Origin of the sequence: Veillonella sp. 3913, assembly GCF_003992235.1 — a bacterium.
Lineage (GTDB): Bacteria > Bacillota > Negativicutes > Veillonellales > Veillonellaceae > F0422.
Genome location: NZ_RQVF01000001.1, coordinates 569,712 through 588,937, shown reverse-complemented (window position 1 = coordinate 588,937; position 19,226 = coordinate 569,712). Strand labels below are relative to the sequence as shown.

19 protein-coding genes and 5 tRNA genes are annotated in these 19,226 nt (G+C 39.1%); 21 read left to right on the top strand and 3 right to left on the bottom strand.

From position 1 onward, the window contains the following. Window positions 1-57 precede the first annotated feature (57 nt). From nadD to EO113_RS02860, 14 genes are all read left to right on the top strand, one after another. A complete protein-coding gene (gene nadD, locus EO113_RS02925; RefSeq protein WP_009372176.1) occupies window positions 58-669 on the top strand; it encodes a nicotinate-nucleotide adenylyltransferase in 612 nt (203 codons plus the stop codon). A gap of 59 nt (window positions 670-728) precedes the next feature. After that, window positions 729-1,313 (top strand): bis(5'-nucleosyl)-tetraphosphatase (symmetrical) YqeK, encoded by a 585-nt coding sequence (yqeK, locus tag EO113_RS02920; protein WP_240633652.1) that lies wholly within the window; start codon window positions 729-731, stop codon window positions 1,311-1,313. After that, on the top strand, window positions 1,314-2,426 hold the full coding sequence (locus EO113_RS02915) for an LCP family protein (protein ID WP_127135508.1): 1,113 nt from the start codon (window positions 1,314-1,316) through the stop codon (window positions 2,424-2,426). 9 nt (window positions 2,427-2,435) lie between these two features. Then, a complete protein-coding gene (gene rsfS / locus EO113_RS02910; RefSeq protein WP_127010912.1) occupies window positions 2,436-2,795 on the top strand; it encodes a ribosome silencing factor in 360 nt (119 codons plus the stop codon). 1 nt (window position 2,796) lies between these two features. Further along, window positions 2,797-3,714, top strand: coding sequence for a S1 RNA-binding domain-containing protein (locus EO113_RS02905; protein WP_127135507.1), 918 nt, complete (start codon window positions 2,797-2,799; stop codon window positions 3,712-3,714). Between the two features lie 11 nt (window positions 3,715-3,725). After that, window positions 3,726-5,066, top strand: coding sequence for a Trk system potassium transporter TrkA (gene trkA, locus EO113_RS02900; RefSeq protein WP_127135506.1), 1,341 nt, complete (start codon window positions 3,726-3,728; stop codon window positions 5,064-5,066). 29 nt (window positions 5,067-5,095) lie between these two features. Further along, the gene (locus EO113_RS02895; RefSeq protein ID WP_127135505.1) at window positions 5,096-6,610 is read left to right on the top strand and encodes a TrkH family potassium uptake protein; all 1,515 of its coding nucleotides are present in this window, start codon (window positions 5,096-5,098) and stop codon (window positions 6,608-6,610) included. Beyond that, window positions 6,576-7,166 (top strand): MBL fold metallo-hydrolase, encoded by a 591-nt coding sequence (locus EO113_RS02890; RefSeq protein WP_127061429.1) that lies wholly within the window; start codon window positions 6,576-6,578, stop codon window positions 7,164-7,166. The genes EO113_RS02895 and EO113_RS02890 overlap by 35 nt, the downstream gene beginning before the upstream one ends. A 126-nt stretch (window positions 7,167-7,292) precedes the next feature. Continuing rightward, window positions 7,293-7,368: transfer RNA gene (locus EO113_RS02885), tRNA-Asp, on the top strand. A gap of 6 nt (window positions 7,369-7,374) precedes the next feature. After that, window positions 7,375-7,450: transfer RNA gene (locus tag EO113_RS02880), tRNA-Phe, on the top strand. Between the two features lie 3 nt (window positions 7,451-7,453). Then, window positions 7,454-7,528 (top strand) — tRNA-Gly (locus EO113_RS02875). Between the two features lie 7 nt (window positions 7,529-7,535). Then, window positions 7,536-7,610: transfer RNA gene (locus EO113_RS02870), tRNA-Cys, on the top strand. A 14-nt stretch (window positions 7,611-7,624) separates the two neighbouring features. Then, window positions 7,625-7,713 (top strand) — tRNA-Leu (locus tag EO113_RS02865). Window positions 7,714-7,801: 88 nt separating this feature from the next. Further along, window positions 7,802-8,146, top strand: a complete 345-nt coding sequence (locus EO113_RS02860) for a hypothetical protein (protein WP_009372234.1) — start codon at window positions 7,802-7,804, stop codon at window positions 8,144-8,146. A gap of 75 nt (window positions 8,147-8,221) precedes the next feature. Here the strand turns inward: EO113_RS02860 and EO113_RS02855 are convergent, their stop codons facing one another. After that, window positions 8,222-9,448, bottom strand: coding sequence for an MFS transporter (locus EO113_RS02855; protein WP_009372240.1), 1,227 nt, complete (start codon window positions 9,446-9,448; stop codon window positions 8,222-8,224). A 481-nt stretch (window positions 9,449-9,929) separates the two neighbouring features. Here EO113_RS02855 and EO113_RS02850 point away from each other — a divergent pair, with 481 nt between their 5' ends. Together EO113_RS02850 and EO113_RS02845 are read left to right on the top strand one after the other, a co-directional pair. After that, window positions 9,930-10,439 (top strand): Lrp/AsnC family transcriptional regulator, encoded by a 510-nt coding sequence (locus EO113_RS02850; protein WP_009372185.1) that lies wholly within the window; start codon window positions 9,930-9,932, stop codon window positions 10,437-10,439. Beyond that, complete coding sequence (locus EO113_RS02845) at window positions 10,408-11,619, top strand: pyridoxal phosphate-dependent aminotransferase (RefSeq protein ID WP_240629052.1); 1,212 nt, start codon at window positions 10,408-10,410, stop codon at window positions 11,617-11,619. The genes EO113_RS02850 and EO113_RS02845 overlap by 32 nt, the downstream gene beginning before the upstream one ends. Window positions 11,620-11,770: 151 nt before the next feature. Here the strand turns inward: EO113_RS02845 and EO113_RS02840 are convergent, their stop codons facing one another. Both EO113_RS02840 and rarD read right to left on the bottom strand, forming a co-directional pair. Further along, window positions 11,771-13,459, bottom strand: coding sequence for a DUF438 domain-containing protein (locus tag EO113_RS02840; protein WP_127135504.1), 1,689 nt, complete (start codon window positions 13,457-13,459; stop codon window positions 11,771-11,773). A gap of 456 nt (window positions 13,460-13,915) precedes the next feature. Further along, complete coding sequence (gene rarD, locus EO113_RS02835; RefSeq protein ID WP_127135503.1) at window positions 13,916-14,791, bottom strand: EamA family transporter RarD; 876 nt, start codon at window positions 14,789-14,791, stop codon at window positions 13,916-13,918. A gap of 264 nt (window positions 14,792-15,055) precedes the next feature. Between rarD and EO113_RS02830 the strand changes: the two genes are divergently transcribed. The 5 genes from EO113_RS02830 to EO113_RS02810 all read left to right on the top strand — a co-directional run bounded on the left by EO113_RS02830 (window position 15,056) and on the right by EO113_RS02810 (window position 18,812). Then, entirely contained in the window at window positions 15,056-15,502 is a 447-nt protein-coding gene (locus tag EO113_RS02830) for an ABC transporter ATP-binding protein (protein WP_240633651.1), read from the top strand. A gap of 25 nt (window positions 15,503-15,527) precedes the next feature. Next, a complete protein-coding gene (locus EO113_RS02825; RefSeq protein WP_062403273.1) occupies window positions 15,528-16,142 on the top strand; it encodes a MotA/TolQ/ExbB proton channel family protein in 615 nt (204 codons plus the stop codon). Next, on the top strand, window positions 16,132-16,536 hold the full coding sequence (locus EO113_RS02820; RefSeq protein ID WP_062403271.1) for a biopolymer transporter ExbD: 405 nt from the start codon (window positions 16,132-16,134) through the stop codon (window positions 16,534-16,536). The genes EO113_RS02825 and EO113_RS02820 overlap by 11 nt, the downstream gene beginning before the upstream one ends. 9 nt (window positions 16,537-16,545) lie before the next feature. Beyond that, window positions 16,546-17,268, top strand: a complete 723-nt coding sequence (locus tag EO113_RS02815) for an energy transducer TonB (protein WP_127135502.1) — start codon at window positions 16,546-16,548, stop codon at window positions 17,266-17,268. Between the two features lie 221 nt (window positions 17,269-17,489). Continuing rightward, window positions 17,490-18,812: an MFS transporter gene (locus EO113_RS02810; protein ID WP_062403265.1), complete on the top strand. Its 1,323-nt coding sequence runs from the start codon at window positions 17,490-17,492 to the stop codon at window positions 18,810-18,812. Window positions 18,813-19,226: the final 414 nt, after the last annotated feature.

Here is a 19,226-nt window from a genome sequence, read left to right as displayed (position 1 = left end):
GAATCGTATTAGTTATACTAGGTATTGTATCTCTAGTGTGTATAGGGGCGTGGTTACATGGTAGATAAGAAAAAGAGAGTTGGTGTTTTAGGTGGCACTTTTAATCCGATTCATTTGGGCCATCTTATGATTGCAGAAATGGCATCAGAAGCATTTGATTTGAATCGGGTAATTTTTGTGCCTGCTAAGGAACCTCCTCATAAGGAATCGGATGTGATTGAGGCGAAATATCGATTAGAAATGGTACGTGTAGCAGTATTGGATAATCCTAATTTTGTAGTTTCTGATGTAGAGATGCTGCGGGATGGAAAATCTTATACCATTGATACATTGCGATATTTTCATGATTTGTATGGATCAGATACGGAATTTTTCTTTATTGCCGGCACGGATACGATTCAGAATTTACCAACCTGGAAATATATTGAACAGCTCTTAGATATGTGTGAGTTTATTGGGGCCATCCGCCCTGGTGCCACTGCTGATATTGGTGAAAGTATCGAATGGCTTGCTCAACGAGGCGGTCGTATTCACATATTAGAGGTGCCAGAAATGAAGTTATCTGCTACGGAATTGCGTCGCCGACTGCGGTATGGATTATCTACACGATACATGTTACCTAAATTGGTATATCAATACATTAAGGAACATAAAATATATAATACATAAGGGTATTTGTTGTTAGGTTGATGCTTGTTTTATGGATAACCCTAGAAAGGTATAGGCTTGTGAAAGATATAACAACAATAGAAAATTTACAAAATGTTGTGAAAGTCCGGCTTTCACCAAAACGATTTGCTCATACATTAGGTGTGCTAGATATGGCAAGACGATTAGCCAATCATTATGGTGTTTCTATAGAGAAAGCAGAAGTGGCAGCTGTATTGCATGATGCTATGAAAGAAAGACCTTTACAAGAAATGCAAACAATGGTGATGGATGCACAGATAGCAGTGGATTTAGAAATGCTTAACAACGGGGCATTACTACATGGACCTGCAGCGGCAGCCTATGCTAAGTTAGAGTTGCAAATTCAAGATGAATCGATTTGCGAGGCTATTCGAGTTCATACATTAGGGAGTACTCATATGAGCCTATTAGATAAGATTATTTTTTTAGCTGATTATATTGAACCAAATCGTGATTTTCCTGGTGTGGAAGAACTACGTGCGTTAGCATTTAAAGATTTGAACTCTGCTGTGATTCGCGCCTATGATGGAACGATACGTCATTTGCTTGATCAAGGGTTAAGTATACATGTAGATACGATTCGAGGTAGAAATAGTGTATTGTTAGAAAGGTCGGATACATAAATGGAGCGAAATATACGACGAAAGCCGCGCCGACATGGACTGCGATGGGGACGCATTATAGGGGCCCTAATTTTATTAGTAGTTTTTGTAGGCCTTCTAGTATGGGGAATACGTAGTGCAGTGAGCGCTGTATCTCAACCGAGTACTACTAGTCAAGAGTCGCATCCATTGCCGGTTGTGACTAATACAATACCTATGGATATGAGCTCCATTAAAACATCCTATATGTTGGTTGTTGGCGTTGATAAAAGTCAACCACAGCAAGCAGATGCTTTGTATGTGATAGCTTTCAATATGGATGCAAAAACTTTACAGATTATTGGTATACCAAGTAATAGTAAAATAATTAACCGTCACAGTGATACACCACAACGAATTAATGATATGTATGCACAAGGTGGAATAGAATTAACGAAAGCCGTAGTGGAAGATATGTTCCATATAGTTATCCCCTATTATGCAGTGGTAGATCAAGAGAGTTTCCAGTCTATGATGAATATTTTTGGAACTCCAAGCCTATATGTGGAGCAATCTATGGTACATCGAGATGCAGCTTCTGGTGAAGTGGATATCAACATTCATCAAGGGTACCAAGATATGACTAATGATACTGCCTTTGGATATATGAGATATGTCAATCAAGAGGGTGATACATTAGCAAGGACTATGCATCAAGAACGATTATTAAAGACTATGTGGGAGAGAGAACGAAATCACGTTAGCTTGGGAACCGCTTTTCGAGTGTGGCGACAATGGAGTCATATTAGTACTAATATTAGTACATGGGATGGTGTTCGGTTTATCACAAAAGTGATTGACTTTCCTAAAGATAAAGTGCGGTGGTATATTTTACCAGGGTCATCAGAAACAATTGATCGTGTAGACTATTGGAATGTAGAGCCTATAGAATTACAACAATTGGTAGGAATTACTGTGGGAGATATTCCAAGTGATGCTGAAGTGATTCCAGTGATTGGAGATACTCCAAAAGGTATTGGAAAAGATAGTGCTGATGATTCTTTAAAAGATGCTGAAAAACAGACTAAAGCTACGAAAGAAGATAAGTCTAAGGATACAGAAAAATCAGAACCAGGGAGTCCCACAACAAGATAAGGAGTTAGAATGAAAAAGAAACAAGATATTTTAGGAACAGTAAAAATCTTAGCGCAAGCTGGATATGATAAAAAGGGAGAAGACATTTCCATTATGGATATGGAAGGTCTTACCATGTTAGGAGATTATTTCTTAGTGGTTACAGCAAATAATGTGAAACATGCACAAAGTGTAGCTGATGCCATTGAAGATGCCGGTGCAGAGCAAGGTATGACCGTATTACATCGCGAAGGATATCGTGAAGGAGACTGGATTTTACTTGATTTTGGTGATGTCATTGCCCACGTATTTACAGGTGAATACCGCCATTTCTATGGCTTAGAAGAATTGTGGAAGGATGCACCGAGAGAATCCTTTGAAGGAGTCTAATATGGCTAGTACTTTATCAGAAAATACTATTGCTACGCTAAAGGTATTGCGTCAAAGTGATCAAGGGTCTTTTTTAGATGGTCAAACAGGCAATACGAATGACGATATTTTGTTGCATAAAGACCAACAAACAAGTTCCGTTGCGATTGGCGATGAAGTGACAGTATTTCTATACAAAGATCCCAAAGGCCGCTTGACAGCAAGTATGCGTTTACCAGCTATGAAGGAAGGTCAAATTGGTTATGTTGAGGTCATTAATACAACAAACTTTGGCTGTTTCGTAGAAGTAGGAACAGAACGGGGGATTTTTATGCCCCATGCAGAAATGCGTGGGCGCCCTCAAAATGGTGAAAAAGTTTGGGTTCGGCTCTATAGTGATAAGTCAGGTCGTTTAGCTGTATCCATGGATGTGGATGATGCGATGCGGCGTGCCTCAAAACCTGCTACAGATGCTAAGATTGGGGGCATGGTGAAAGGTGCCATTTATAACATGACTAGCGAAGGGGTGTTCTTGATTACCCCAGAACGATGGATTGCGTTTATGCATCGCAGTGAAATGACACGATCTTTAAAAGTAGGGGAACTTATTGAAGGCCGTATTACCTTTAAGCGTGATGATGGACGGATCAATATTTCTATGCGTCCTGTCAAAGAAGAGGCACTCGCTTCAGATGGTGCAAAAATTATGACCTATTTAGGCAACCGGCATGGGCGTATGCCTTATGGTGATGGTACATCGGCACCGATCATTAAAGATAAATTTAACATCAGTAAGGCTGCTTTTAAACGTGCCTTAGGGCATCTGATGAAAGCAGAGCTCATTGTACAAGAAGATGGGTGGACTTTGCTAACAGAGAAAGGGCAAGCCACTTTACTAGAGGCGGATGAACAATCTGCTACCGTAGAGGAAACAAAATAGGGGGATATGTCATGAAAATTGTGGTAGTAGGTGCTGGTAAAGTAGGCTACTCCTTGGCTCAGCGATTGGAACAAGACCAACATGATGTGTATGTCATTGAAAAAAATGGGGATCGCATTAAAAATTTAGAAAATAATTTAGATGTGAACTTGGTTCAAGGTAATGGCAGCAGCATTTCCCTATTACAGGAAATTGGCATTGAAGATATGGGGATGCTTATCGCTGTAACGGACTCCGATGAAGTCAATATGCTGGCTTGCATGCTAGGCAAGGCGGCAGGGATTCCTAAGACGATTGCACGAGTTCGTGATACAGAGTATGAAAATGGTACCAATGCAGTGATTCGTGACCGTTTGGGCATTGATCTCTTTATCAATCCTGAAATGGTAACAGCTCAAGAAATTTACAAAGTTTTAAAAACACCAGCCGCTTTAGATGTAGAAGACTTTGCTAGTGGTGCTGTACGGTTAGTGGAGTTTAAGATTCGCAACAATTTACATGTGACGGGAATACCCTTGCGAAAATTGGAATTACCCCCTAATGTGCTTATAGTTGGGATTATGCGTGGTAGCGATATGATTATTCCTCATGGTAAAAGTACCTTGGAATACCTAGATAATGTATTCTTTCTAGGGGCGAAGGAAAGCATCGATAAGGTGGAAGTATGGTTGAATGAAGTAAGTCGTCCTACTCAACGGGTCGTTATCATTGGTGCAGGTCTTATAGGGCGGAATCTTACCTTACTATTAGAAGCTGATGGATATGATGTGAAGGTTATTGAAAAGGATTTAGATCGTTGTGAACAACTAGCTGCCCTAGTGAGTCGATCCATTGTGATTCATGGAGATGGTACAGATGTTGACTTATTACAGGCAGAAGAGATTAGTGACAACGATGTGATCATTTGCTTAACAGATGATGACAAGCTGAATCTATTGGTAGCACTGTTAGCGAAACATTTAGGGGTTCCTAAAACATTTGTCCGTGTCGGTCGCTTAGAATATATTACTTTAATGGAACAAGTAGGTATCGATGTGGTATTCTCCCCACGGTTATTAACATCAGGTCAAATTTTGAGACTCATCCGAGAAGGAGAAAATTTAATTAATATTTCCACCTTTGAAGGTTCCAAAGCAGAAGCTATCGAGATTAGCATTACCAATCGTTCAAATTTAATGAATCAATACTTAAAAGATTTAAAATTCCCTGGCAAATCTTTAGTGGGTGCTGTGGTGCGAGATAATCGTACAATTGTGCCAAAAGGAGATACCCAATTATTAGAAGGCGATCATATTGTTATTTTTACATTGCCAGAATATGTTAATAAACTCCTTACCTATGTAGGCGGATAAGGAAGTATGATGAAAGAAAGGAGGATTTCATGCGCATTCAAAATATTATGCGAGTAGTGGGGCAAGTATTGATTACACTAGCCCTCTTCATATTAGTTCCTTTTTTCTTTGGTATCTTAGATGAAGGTATAGTATACTATTCATTCCTTGTAGCAAGCGCGCTGTCTGGTGTATTAGGGGGCGTATTGTATTATTATGGAACAGATACAGACTCCTATAGCTTGCGAGATGGTTTCTTGGTGGTCAGTTCAAGCTGGTTATTTGCAGCTATATTTTCAGCCTTGCCCTTTTACTTTAGTGGTGTCTTTACAAGCTTTGTAGATGCACTTTTTGAAGCTGTATCAGGGATTACGACAACGGGAGCAACTATGATTGATGATGTCAGTTCATTGCCGAGAACTTTTATTTTATGGCGTGGCCTTACGAATTGGATTGGTGGCATGGGAATGATTGTCTTAGTCTTAGCGTTCCTTCGTAATTTGGGGGCTGATGCAGCTCATTTTTTTGAAGCGGAAGCCTCTGTACCAAGACCTGGCATTGTATTACCTAGAATTCGATCCATTGCGGGGAATTTGTTGCGCACCTATATGGTATTTACTATAGTTTGTTCATCATTGCTGTGGTTGGCAGGGGTAGATTATTTTAAAGCGATTAACCTAACATTTGCTACCGTTGCCACTGGGGGATTGGCCCCTATGACGGGAGGGACTTTTGCTTATGCAGATGCACCTATTGTATGTATCATATTATTGGTATTTATGGTGCTAGCAGGAGGAAACTTTGCGGTGTATCAATCTATTTGGCAAAAGGGGATACAAGAAATTTGGCGGGATTTTGAATATCGTATGTATTTGATGACCCTCTGTATTGGATCAGTATTAGTGTTGGTAGCGCTCAGCTGGGAAGCGGGGGGCTTGGATATATCTCATATTCAAAATTCCTTATTTACATTAGTATCTATGCAAACAGGTACGGGGTTTGCCATTGTGGATTATAATCAATGGCCTAGCTTAGCACAGATGGTACTATTCATGGGGACATTCTTTGGGGGGTGCAGTGGATCCACCACAGGTGGTATAAAGATTATTCGTATTATTATCTTAGCAAAAAGTAGTATCCTACACTTGCGTAAAGCCATTCATCCAGATATGGTACAAATGGTGCGATTAAATGGACATGTACTACCTACTAAGTGGTTACATATGACGCAACAGTTTTTCTTTTTCTATCTCTTAATCTTTGGTATTTCCTCTGTGTTGATATCTACTACAGGGCTACCGATTGGAGATGTATTAGGGCTTGTGACTGGCACCTTAGGAAATGTAGGTCTTGCATTTGGTAGCTTAGGACCTACGGAAACATTAACCATTCTGTCTCCATTGGCTAAAGTTGTTTGTATCATCAATATGCTGTTAGGGCGGTTAGAACTGTTTACATTGCTTGTATTACTGCATCCAGGTTTTTGGCGAGGATATTTTGCAAAAACAGGGAAAGGGTATGGACGATTCGATGGACATCGTAAGAACGCCTCAAGGCTTGTATAAAACAAATTGTTATATTCTGAAAGAAAATGGATACGCCCTTATTATTGATCCGGGCTTTCATGGACAGCGTATCATGAAAGAATTACAGGATGTGACACCCGTAGGTATTGTGCTGACCCATGGTCATGCAGATCATATTTGTGCCGTAGATACGTTGGTAGAATCCTACCATATCCCTGTGTATATGCATGCTAAAGATGAGGAACTATTATTAGTCAAACGGCGTATGCCATCGGGATATAAAGAACGATTTACTTCTCCATATGTTGCGTTAGAAGAGGGGCCTTTACAGATAGAACCTTTTTCTTTGCATGTATGGGAGGTGCCAGGGCATAGTGCGGGTAGTGTATGTATTGGGTATAAGCATATTTTATTTACAGGAGATACCTTATTTAAGGGGACTATAGGAAAAGTGAATACTTATAATGGTGATTCAAAGGCTATGGAAAAGACATTGCAAAAAATTATGACTTTAGACCCATCTTATGTGATATATCCTGGACATGGTTCGAGTACTACATTGAGATATGAATTAGGGACTAATCCATATCTGTAGGTACTCCCATAATGCATGAAATGGCTTGTACAGCTGATTTCAGAGAAATAAAAAATGTTTATAAAAAAATATAAAAAAGTATTGACGAGAAATATGAAATAGGGTATACTAACAAAGTAGTCAAATGGCCCCGTGGTGTAGCGGTTAACATGTCGCCCTGTCACGGCGAAGATCGTCGGTTCAAATCCGATCGGGGTCGCCACTACTTGCCTCGGTAGCTCAGTCGGTAGAGCAACGGACTGAAAATCCGTGTGTCGGCAGTTCGATTCTGCCCTGAGGCACCATTTGCGGAAATAGCTCAGCGGTAGAGCACCGCCTTGCCAAGGCGGGGGTCGCGAGTTCGAATCTCGTTTTCCGCTCCACTTTTTTGGCGGCATAGCCAAGCGGTAAGGCAGAGGTCTGCAAAACCTTTATTCCCCAGTTCGATTCTGGGTGCCGCCTCCACAAATTCCACCCATGCCGGGGTGGCGGAACAGGCAGACGCAACGGACTTAAAATCCGTCGGTTAGAGATAACCGTACCGGTTCGATTCCGGTCCTCGGCACCATTTAGACCAACTTCGGTTGGTCTATTTTTTTATGTCTAAATGGACTTTAATGTAAGTATCATACAATGAGTGTGCTTAGGGAGGGACTATGAATACAGTTACTGATGAAGAACGATTATATAATGCTATTGAAATCAATGAAAAAACATTTCAGTTTTTTCAAATTAATGTACAGTCCTATGGAATACAAGAAGTTGATAAAGGGAGTACACAATCGTTTTATATTCTTCTTGAAATTATGGATGGTAAATTTAATTGTAATTTAGATTTTATTGTAAACTGTTATGATGAGTTAGGAACTATAATCTATAGTAATGAGAAAACGGTTTTCATAAAAAGATATATTGGCTATGATACTCTTAAATTTTGGTTTAATGATACTAATTTAATTGATAGAACGAATAAAATTCGTATATTTGTAACAAAAGGATAATATAAAAGTGCCCTATACCGATATGCATATGTATGTCATAGCATAAGGTATAGGACACTTTTTTTATCTATAGGTTTATTGATGTTGAGGAATCTCCTCTTCGTAAATCGCTTCTTCTTTTACAGGTTTATAGTAGATGGCATAAAGTATCAATACGATAATTGGAATGATGGCAGATACCATATAGATTCCGCTGTAGGATAGTAAGCCATGTAAGATTCCTAATGTATAAGGTCCGACGCCTAATCCGAGATCTAATCCGATAAAATAGGTGGAAAGAGCTACCCCAATTTTGGCAGGTTCTACAGCTTTCAAGCAAATAGCTTGTCCGTTAGACATAAAGGTACCATAACCTAAGCCTACAAAGGCTCCGGCGATAAGTAGTAATGCTGCATTGGAGCTATAAGCGATGAGTAAAAGACCAATTGTTAAACATATATAGCTAGGATACATGACAGCATTTTCGCCACGTTCATCGAAGATACGACCTGCAATAGGACGGGTCACGGTAATCACAAGGGCATAAACCACAAAGAAGAAGGCTCCTGCTGTAATGAGACCGATTTCATGGGTAAAGATAGAAAGGAAACCGAGTACGCTAGAATAGGCTAAGCCCATTAGGAATCCAAGAAAGGCGATGAAGGATACACGTGGTTCAATGAAATTCTTCATAGACCAAGATGTCATGGAGGCTGCTTCCGTAGAGGATAGTACTAAATTTTGTACAGGGAATCGTAAACAAGCGATGGCAACACCGATGGATAATAGGACGGCTAAATAAATAATCCAAGTAAAACCAACGGCAGGTAATAAAATCATGCCAATGAAAGGGCCAATAGCCGCTGCTAAACTAGTGCTAAGACCATAATAATTGATGCCTTCTCCATCTTTCGATTTCGGAATGTAAGCAGTAACTACAGCATTGGCTGCGGTGGATACAGTACCGTAAGCAAAACCGTTTAGGAAACGGACTGCATCCAAGATTAGAATATCTTTGGCAATGAGATACGCAAGGGTAGTGAGGAAATAAAAAATAGCTCCATACCGAAGTACCTCTTTACGGCCGATAAGTTCTAAGCGTTGTCCCATAATAAGGCGAGCGAATAAGGTGCCAATAATATAAATACCAGTAGCAAATCCTGCTTCAGCGACAGTAGAGTGCAGTTCCTTGGTAGCATAACTAGCGGTAATGACTACAAAGCAGTAGTACACTAAAAAGACAATAAAATTAATGATAGTAATACTGATGAATCCAGAATTAAATAGTGTTTCTTCTTGATTTTGTATCGATTGGGCATTCATGGATAACTCCTCCTTTTGTAATACGTTCTATAGAATATACCTAATTTCGAATCTTGTAAAGGTTATATAAATATTTTCTATAGAACTTAACTAAGTTAACAATATATGGGTGGATACATAGGAGAAAAGAGTAGGTAAGAATAGTGATGTGAGCGTATTATATAAATCAATTTAGTGTGTTCCCGGCGATTGGGAAGGGGAAGCGCAGATATAAAATTTTTTTAGAGTGTGACTATCCACGAAGTTAGAAACTGGTATGAGAGAAATACTAACATGAGGGGATGCGTTGTATCTCTAGTCCGATCATCAGTATAGACTTGCTTCGAGCAGACTATCTTGCGATTAAATTGTGTAGGTGTAATATAATGTATTGCTACTTTCAGAGAAACTGACTATAATAAAAAGATAAGCATTGAGAATTATATAACAATGCTATAGTTTACAAGATATAGATGTGAATCATAAGAAAGGAGTCTCCCTTATGACAGTACAATTAGACACATTGGATCATCGTTTATTACGTTTATTAGATGAGGACGCCTCTATGTCGGCCGCCGACCTTGCCATTATGCTTAACAGTGAAGAGGAACATGTGGCAAGTCGTATTCAAGCCTTTGAGGAGTCTGGTATTATTAAACGGTACCAAGCAGTCATTGATTGGGAACAAGTAGACCAAAACAAATCTACTGCTCTTATCCAATTAGGCGTGACTCCTGCTCCAGATCAAGGTTTTGATAAAGTGGCAGAACGAATTATGGAATTTCCAGAAGTACAAGGTGTATACCTTATGTCTGGTAGCTATGATTTAACGGTTATCGTAGAAGGGGCTAGCATGCGTGATATTGCTTTGTTTGTATCTCGCCGTCTATCTACATTAGATTCAGTGCTTTCCACCACGACAAACTTTATCTTAACACGTTATAAAGATAATAATATTGTGTTCCACACGGGTGGAGTTCGTGAAGATCGGAGAAATGTATTCGATGATTAATTATGACAACTATTTAAATGCTGAAATTAAAGCAGTTAAACCATCGGGGATTCGACGGTTTTTTGAAATTGCTAATGAATTAGATAATGTCATTTCCCTTAGTATTGGTGAACCAGATTTCGCTACGCCCTACCATATTCGTGAAGAAGGTATTAATACATTAGAAAAGGGAAAAACTTGGTATTCTCCTAACCGTGGTTTTATGGAACTACGGGAAGAAATTGCTAAATGGTTAGAACGGAAATATCACGTGTCCTATGACCCAGCAACAGAAGTGATTGTAACGGTAGGTGGCTCAGAGGCCATTGACTTAACTTGTCGTACCTTATTAAACCCAGGGGATGAAGTGTTGATTCCCGTGCCAAGCTTTGTGTGCTATACGCCATTAGCTGAATTGTGTAGTGCCAAACCAGTACAGATTATCACGAAAGAAGAAGATGAGTTCCGCCTGACTCCAGAGGCGATTGAAGCGGCTGTAACAGAGAAGACAAAGCTGTTAGTATTACCATTCCCTAATAATCCAACAGGGGCGGTATTACGCCGTGAGCACTTGGAAGCTATTGCAGAAGTGGTTATCAAGCATGACTTATTTATTTTGTCCGATGAGTTATACAGTGAACTTACCTATGGTGATGAACCACATGTATCTATTGCATCTATACCAGGTATGCAAGAGCGGACAATCTTAATTAATGGATTTTCCAAAGCCTATGCGATGACTGGTTGGCGCCTTGGATTTGCCACAGGTCCAGCACCGATTATTGCACAAATGACGAAGATGCATCAATATGGTATTATGAGTGCTCCGTCTATGTCCCAATACGCAGCTATCGAAGCGTTAAAAAATGGGGATAAAGATATCCAATACATGCGTGAAGAATACGATATGCGTCGTCGCTTGTTGGTGAGCGCTTTTAATCGTATGGGACTTCATACATTCGAGCCAGAAGGGGCATTCTATGTATTCCCGTCCATTAAGAGCACAGGCATGACATCGGAAGAGTTTTGTGAAAAACTACTCTATGATCAACGCATCGCTATTGTACCAGGTAATGCCTTTGGTGACTGTGGTGAAGGATTTGTTCGTGTAGCCTATTCTAATTCCTTGCAGAATATCAAAGAAGCGGTAAAACGGATCGAAATATTCTTGGAAAAAATTAAAAATAAAGAGATTGAGTAATCAAAAAGACAGACATAGTTTTGCAGTAAAACTGTGTCTGTCTTTTTAACGTTTATACAATACATAGGTCCTTCAGCGAACTGTTTAGTAACATATAAAAGGACTAGAAATAAGAATAGAAGAGGACTATCATGGATAGTCCTCCAATATATTATTGATTCTTATATTTGAAAGCTAAAATAGCTTGGATTAATGCATCTAATGTCATCTCACCACGTTCTGCCACCATGGATAAAGTAGCTTTATGTTTCATTAATTTAGCAAGTGGAGAATTTAGCATTTTAAAGTTTGGATTGATATGAATCATGTGATCTTTTAGACCAGGGATTATATCAAATAGAGGGAATAGTTTGGTATCTCCTGTTAAACCTAGATCATTTTCATAGACCGTAGATTGTGGTGTGCTTTCTGGCACCGTACCTTGTTCAGTTGAGTTAGTTGTACTATCCTCTTGGCGTACATGTTTGTAATCGATGTGGTCTACGGCATGGTACGCAGAATTAGAACCTTCCCAAATAAGTTCTTTCCGAGAACCGCTTAAGCTACGAATATGCGTGCAATCTTGAACCATCTCTAAAATACCTTTAAATTGACCTTCTTCATTGCGCACGGCGATGTATTCGATATGAATGAATAGGTCCGGCTTGTTAATCCACATTTCAGCGTAATCTTGTCTACCAGCTTTGAAAGAATCGATAATTTCTTGTACTAAAGGTAGACTTTTCTTTGGATGGCAGTTTTGTACGATGCGACCGATGATATTAGAGCTGCGAGGGAAGATGCGGTGCTTTGTATCATTATAGAAACGAACTAAGTCATTTTCGTCTACAAAAGTAATATCTACAGGTAAGAATTTGAAGATTAATTTAATTTGTTCAATTGTCAAGGAGCCCACAGCTAGGTCATGCGTTTGCTCAGGGTTTCCATTAATGCCATATTTACGAACTAATTGGGCTAACTCTTGTAACAATGCAGTAGGGTTACCAGTACCACCTAATTGGGAGTTTCCGTCATATCCAGCACTTTTATGTTGTGTTGTTACCTGTACAGCATTCAAAGAAGTTTCTCCTAGGTTCTTAGGTTCCGCATCAGGACGGCCTTTATAAAATGGAGGAGGGGCGATGAAAGCAAACCCAATTTCATGATCACCTTGGCTCATAGTAATGAAGTCACTGTCTTGTAATAACTTCCATGCTGTTGGGATTAGTACTTCTTTTTCTTTGTTATTGAGGTCACGGATAATATCGATGACGTCTGCTTGTTTTGCTAAAAATTCAGACTCTTGTCCAGATTCTAGTAGTTGTTTACTTTCAGAGATGGTATCACGAACAGCGTCATCAAAAGTCCACATGATTTTCGTAGGGCGATCGAAACCATACCGCTCTAGGACTGGATATAATTGATTTTGTTTGCGAGCCAAATGGATGCGCCAAGTAGTGAGGGCATCATATACACCAAGCCAAGGGTTGAGAATGAAGTGAGGTGCTTGTAACAGAGCTTCCATTTCTGTTAACTGTTGTTCCATGGCGTTGATTTCATTTAGATACACTGTTAATGGATGATGTTCAGGATATTCATTGTTCGCACGAATTAAAATACCATCAAATAATTCTAATAAGTCATCCATACGATGGGTGATTTCTTCGTCAGTATAAGAACCTTTTAATTGTTGCTCGCCATAAGCAAATTCATCAGGTGTACAAGTTCCGATTTTTTCTTTCAATAACGTACGAGCTGTTTCTAAATCTAAGGTGCCACCGAGAAAGCGGTCTTTAATATCGATCATAACTTCCATTCTGTCATTGCCTGTAAGCCCAAGAGCTTGTTTCATTGTGTCCATGTGCGAGTCCTTTCTGTGTTTACTATTAGTATAATCATTGTTATGGTATCATCATTTGCAGATACTTTTTGACTGAAAGTTGCTGAAAGAATACAGACATTGCTACAAATATATATACCATAGGTCTAGCGTAATAAAGTATAGGGAGCGTACTCTCAGGGGAGTCAATTCCTTTTATGTGTTTAGTATACAGTAAATAAAAATAATTTTCAGTTGCTAGGGATACAGAATTATAAAAGTTTTGCAAGAAAGAAAATGATTTTGTAAGATGTTTTAGGTTTAGGGTATCATAAAAATACGTTAAAAATATTAGTGCTATATAATATATTGAAAACAGTAGTGATAGGGTTATCTGCATTTCCCTATGAGGATATTGAGGAGTATTTATATTTCTTACAATACAGAGGTCATGCTATGAAAACAGCCTGCGCAAATGATGCACAGGCTGTTTTATATTTATTTAGTGTAATTGGATGCTGTATAGATTCCAAGGGCTACCCAAATGAAAGAAAAGGCAATCATTTTATTGGTATCGAAGCTTTCACCGAAATAGAAGATGGCAATAAGTAAAGCGATGGTGGGCGATAGGTATTGCAGGAACCCTAATAAGTTTAATGGTAATAGGCGAGCGCCATAACTGAAAAGAACGAGGGGGACTGATGTTGTGAGACCAGACCCTACAAATAAAGCGGCTGTGAATGAATCATGTTGAAAAGCCGTCCAAGAACTTGTATCGATGTAGGTGGTGTAGAGTATAGCTAATGGTACTACGAGCCAAGCTTCAAAGGCGATACTTGTAAATGGATGGATCAGCAATTTTTTCTTTACCAGTCCATAGAGGCCAAATGTTAAGGCAATGGCTAGTGCCAAGTCAGGCGTACTCCCCATTTGTAAAGAAATAAAGATGATACCTATAGTGGCTAAGCCCACACTAAACCACTGGGCGAACGTTAACTTTTCTTTGAAAATAAAGACTCCTAACACAACGTTGAGCAGTGGATTAATATAATAGCCGAAACTAGTATCCATCACACGATTGTTAGATATGGCCCAAATGTATAAGCCCCAATTACTAGATACCAAAAGGGATGCCGTGAATAATAACAAAAGTTGAGATACATTGGTTTTTAAATGAATGCAATCCTTTTTAAATTGTTGAAAGTTGAAAAGGATAGCAACAAAAGACATGAAAAAAGCAGACCATATGATACGGTGCGCTAATACGCTATAGGCTGATATATGATGAAGGAGTCCCCAATAAATGGGTAAAAGCCCCCAAATAAGGTAGCAACCTAAAGCGGTGATGAGGCCTTTTTTATTAGTTTGTTGCATAGATACCTCCTTTAGTGTATTCAATTATCATAGTACCATAGATTGCATACATATTCTATAGGAAAATATTATGTATAATGAAAAGCTAAAGGTAGCATAAAAATAATAAATTTAGATAATATAGAATGACTTAACTATGAAATATAGTTATATTTGAAAAAAATATTGTAAAATGAAGATGCGATGAAGTATAATTACAATCAGTATGTTTTTATGTATTGAAAGCAATACATATATATCAATTCGTATGGGTGTACGAAACTTTTGGAGGTATATCCAGAAGACTATACTATAGCTAGACAAGCCTTAGCACAGGTGGGGATGGACCATATGGAAACACGGAATTTCTTGAGCCTTTCAGGGGGAGAGCAACAGCGTGTGATTTTGGCCAGAGCCTTAACACAAGAAAGCCCATGTTTGATTTTGGATGAACCAACGAATCATTTGGATATCAAGTACCAATTGGAAATGTTGGAAATCGTTCGTGATGCTGGGGTAACTGTATTGATGGCTGTTCATGATTTAAACTTGGCATCCCAATTCTGTCATCGTTTAGTAGCCTTGGAAAAAGGACGAGTGGTTGGCACAGGGACGCCAAAAGAGTTGTTGACACCAGAGTTTATTCAAAATCTATATGGTGTACATAGTCGCATCGTAGAAGGTCCGACAGAAGATTCTATTCATATTATTTTTACGGAAACAGTGAAATAAGTATTTATGTATAAGGAGGTATCACATGGAATTATTTGAATTATTTATTAAGGGTGGATATGTAATGTATCCATTGTTACTCTGTTCTTTTATTGCGGTGATTATTTTCGTAGAACGGTTGCGTTTCTATCGCTCTATGTTAGATGATGTAAATGCATTGCGTGAAAAGATTATTCCACTAGTACAACAAAGCAATTGGAAGGGCTTACAAGCCTTAAAAGAAACAAGCAAAGGGATGGCAACACATGTCATTGCAGAAGCAGCTCGTGGTGGCAATAATAAAGAACAACAAGAAAAATTGTTGGAAGCAGCAGCCATTAGTGAATCTGCTAAGTTACGTCAATATTTGAACTATATTGAATCTATCGTAACAATGGCTCCTTTGTTGGGTTTGTTGGGTACAGTAACAGGTATGATTGGGTCTTTCAGTGTATTATCCATTTCTGAAGGACAACCATTTGCCATCACTGGCGGCGTAGGGGAAGCCTTGATTGCTACAGCCACAGGCTTGATCGTTGCAATTATTGCTTTAATTTTACATACATACTTAGTGCAACAACAAGATATTTTGATTAGCCAAATCGAAGATGCAAGTGCTATGTATATGGCGGAATTGGCAGGTGACAACCATGCGGCTTAGATCCTTACGGACTACGTCTAAACCGAAACTCATGATTATTCCAATGATTGATATCATCTTCTTTTTATTGGTATTTTTCATGATGAGTATGTTGACAATGGTCGTACAAAAATCTGTGCCAATTCAATTACCACAAGCGGTGGCATCGAAAGTGGACTTGCAACGTAAAATTCCAATTACTGTAACAAGTAACGGGCAAATCTATGTGGAAGCACAACCGGTGACGCTTGACCAAATGATTCGTTACTTGCAAGCTGAAAAAGCGAAGGGCGATGATATGGTCGTTATCTTGCGTGGTGATGCGAAAGCTGAATATGGCGCATTTGTTACTGTCTTAGACACATTGAAACAAATGGGTATTGTTAAAGTATCCATTGCGACAGATAGTAAATAAGGAGGTACTATGGATAGACGATGGCGTATACCCGCAGTGATATCCGGACTGACAAATATAGGTCTTGTAGTACTTCTAGGCGTATTGGGGCATATCCAAACACTGACACCAGAATCGGATGAAATTGTAGAGGTGCAGTTGGTCCATGAGGACAAAGGTAGTGCAGGGCAACCGAGTGCAGGACCAGCGATTACAGCACCCCATACTGAAAAACGTGAAATTCCACCACCGATTACGAATTTAGCCGATGCAGAAGCGGTTTTAGAACAAGTGAAAGCGGAACCACCTAAGAGTGTAGCTATTGTCGCACCACCATCAGCACTTCCAGGAAATTCTGGAGGCGGTGGAGAAGGTACGGGACCTAGCGATGGAAATGGTGATGGTAACGGAGATGGCGACGGCGACGGCAAAGGTACTGGAGATGGTAACGGAGGAGACGGCAACGATGATGGAGTGATTATCGATGCTGGTAGTTTATCTCTGGTCAATGATGTAGAAGCACCGTACCCTCCTAAAATGCTCCGCCAAGGTAAAACAGGCACTGTAGTTGTTCAATTAGTGGTAGAAAAAGATGGATCGGTTAGCTCCGTAGATATTATCGGCGGTAGCGGACAACCTGAATTTGAAAGAGCCGTTATGCAAGTAGCATATCAGTGGACTTTCGTACCAGCCACTAGAAACGGACGACCAGTTCGAGCCTATGCAACGAGAACCTATCGGTTTGCATTATAAAATTAAATAGATACGTTTATGCGTTACCATAAATGATGTACATAGCGCCATATGCTTCTGACTACGTGTAGTTAGAATTGTATGGCGTTTTGTGTTCCTAACAGAAAGGTATATAGGTTTTCGTAAGAAAAGGTGAGGCTCTTTTAGAAATAAACTACTAGCCTATCAATTGAAAAAGGTATATACTATGCCATGACATACAATGTAAAGGAGGCGTTAGTATGGAAGTTGTTAGTCAAGAGGTAAAAAGTCGTTTTTTACGCTTGCAAATGAATTCTTTGATTGGTGTATGGATTGGATATGCAGCCTATTACTTAGTGCGTAGTAATTTCAATTTAGCGTTGCCGTATTTATCTGGTGAGCTAGATTTAAGTAAAACGCAATTAGGCTTATTATCTAGCTGTCTATTGATTACATATGGACTTAGCAAAGGATTCATGTCTGTGTTGGCAGATAAAGCAAATCCGAAGTATTTTATGGCTATCGGTTTGACTTTATGCGTCATCTTAAATGTATTGATGGGATTCACCACACATTATTCCTTATTTATCGGACTCGTTATTTTATTAGGTTTATTCCAAGGGATGGGTGTTGGACCTTCAATTATTACGGTAGGCTATTGGTTTCCTAGATCTCAGCGGGGTCGTGCTAGTACGATTTGGAATATGTCCCACAATTTAGGCGGAGGCATTGTAGCACCTATCGTGGGTGTAGCGATTGGCTATTTAGGAACAGAGCATTGGCGAATCGGTACATTTGCAGTACCAGCTATCTTGGCCGCTATTTGTGTCTTATTAGTCTTGTATTTTGTTCGTAAGCGACCAACCGAAGAAGGATTGCCAACTGTAGAGGAAGTATTCCAAGAGGAAGCGGCAGGACAAAAATCTGCTAAAATGGCAGCGGACAAACCAGAGAATATGAATGCATTCCAAGTATTCTACAACTTTGTATTTAAAAATCCAAACTCTTGGTATTTGGTATTAATCGACGTATTCGTATACATGGTACGCTTTGGCATGATTACTTGGATTCCTTTATACTTACTGAAAGTAAAAGGTTTTACGAAAACAGAGATGAGTGTAGCGTACATGTTGTTTGAATGGGCTGCTATTCCATCTACTATCTTGGCAGGCTACTTAGTAGATAAATACTTCAAAGGTCGCATTATGCAATTACCAATCTATTGCTTAGTGGTAATCTTTGCTTGTGTGATTGGGTATATGAACTCTGATAGTATTTTGTGGGCCACTGTATTTGCTTGTATTACAGGCTGCTTGATTTACATTCCACAATCTATGATTCCAGTACAGGCAATGGAAGTCATTCCAACCTTTGCCTTAGGATCTGCCGTGGGCTTGCGTGGTTTTATGAGTTACCTTGTGGGTAGTTCCTTAGGAACAACACTCTTTGGTTTCGTTGTAGACCATTGGGGCTGGGACATGGGTTTCTACACATTGCTAGTGGGTGTAGTCCTTTGTATGTTCTCTTGCTACTTATCTAATAGAGGGGTACAAAAAATCTATGCGGCTGCTGATAAAGTATAAACAAATATTTCAATGCTAATAAAAGAATAGACACTAGTAGAATGTGCTAGTGAAAGTTACGAAGGAAAGCCTAAAAGTAGGCTTTCCTTTATTGCATGTATGGTAGTTGTATTGAAATTTGAGTGTGCACAGTATGAAAGTATATAGATTTATATCATCGATGATATGGGTATAAAACACATGTTGTGGTAGAAACGGTAGTAAAAGTTTGCATCCCATGACATAAAATCATTATTTTGATTAAGAATTTGGAGTCCATGACATAAAACTATTATTGTTATGAAAAATATGTACTTCATGACATAAAATAAACAAAATTGAAGAAAATTTGGTATAGAATCCATAAAACTATGACAGGAACTTATAGAGTGTACTGAAAATAAAGTTATATTTAGTGTCGAAAAATCTCCCGCA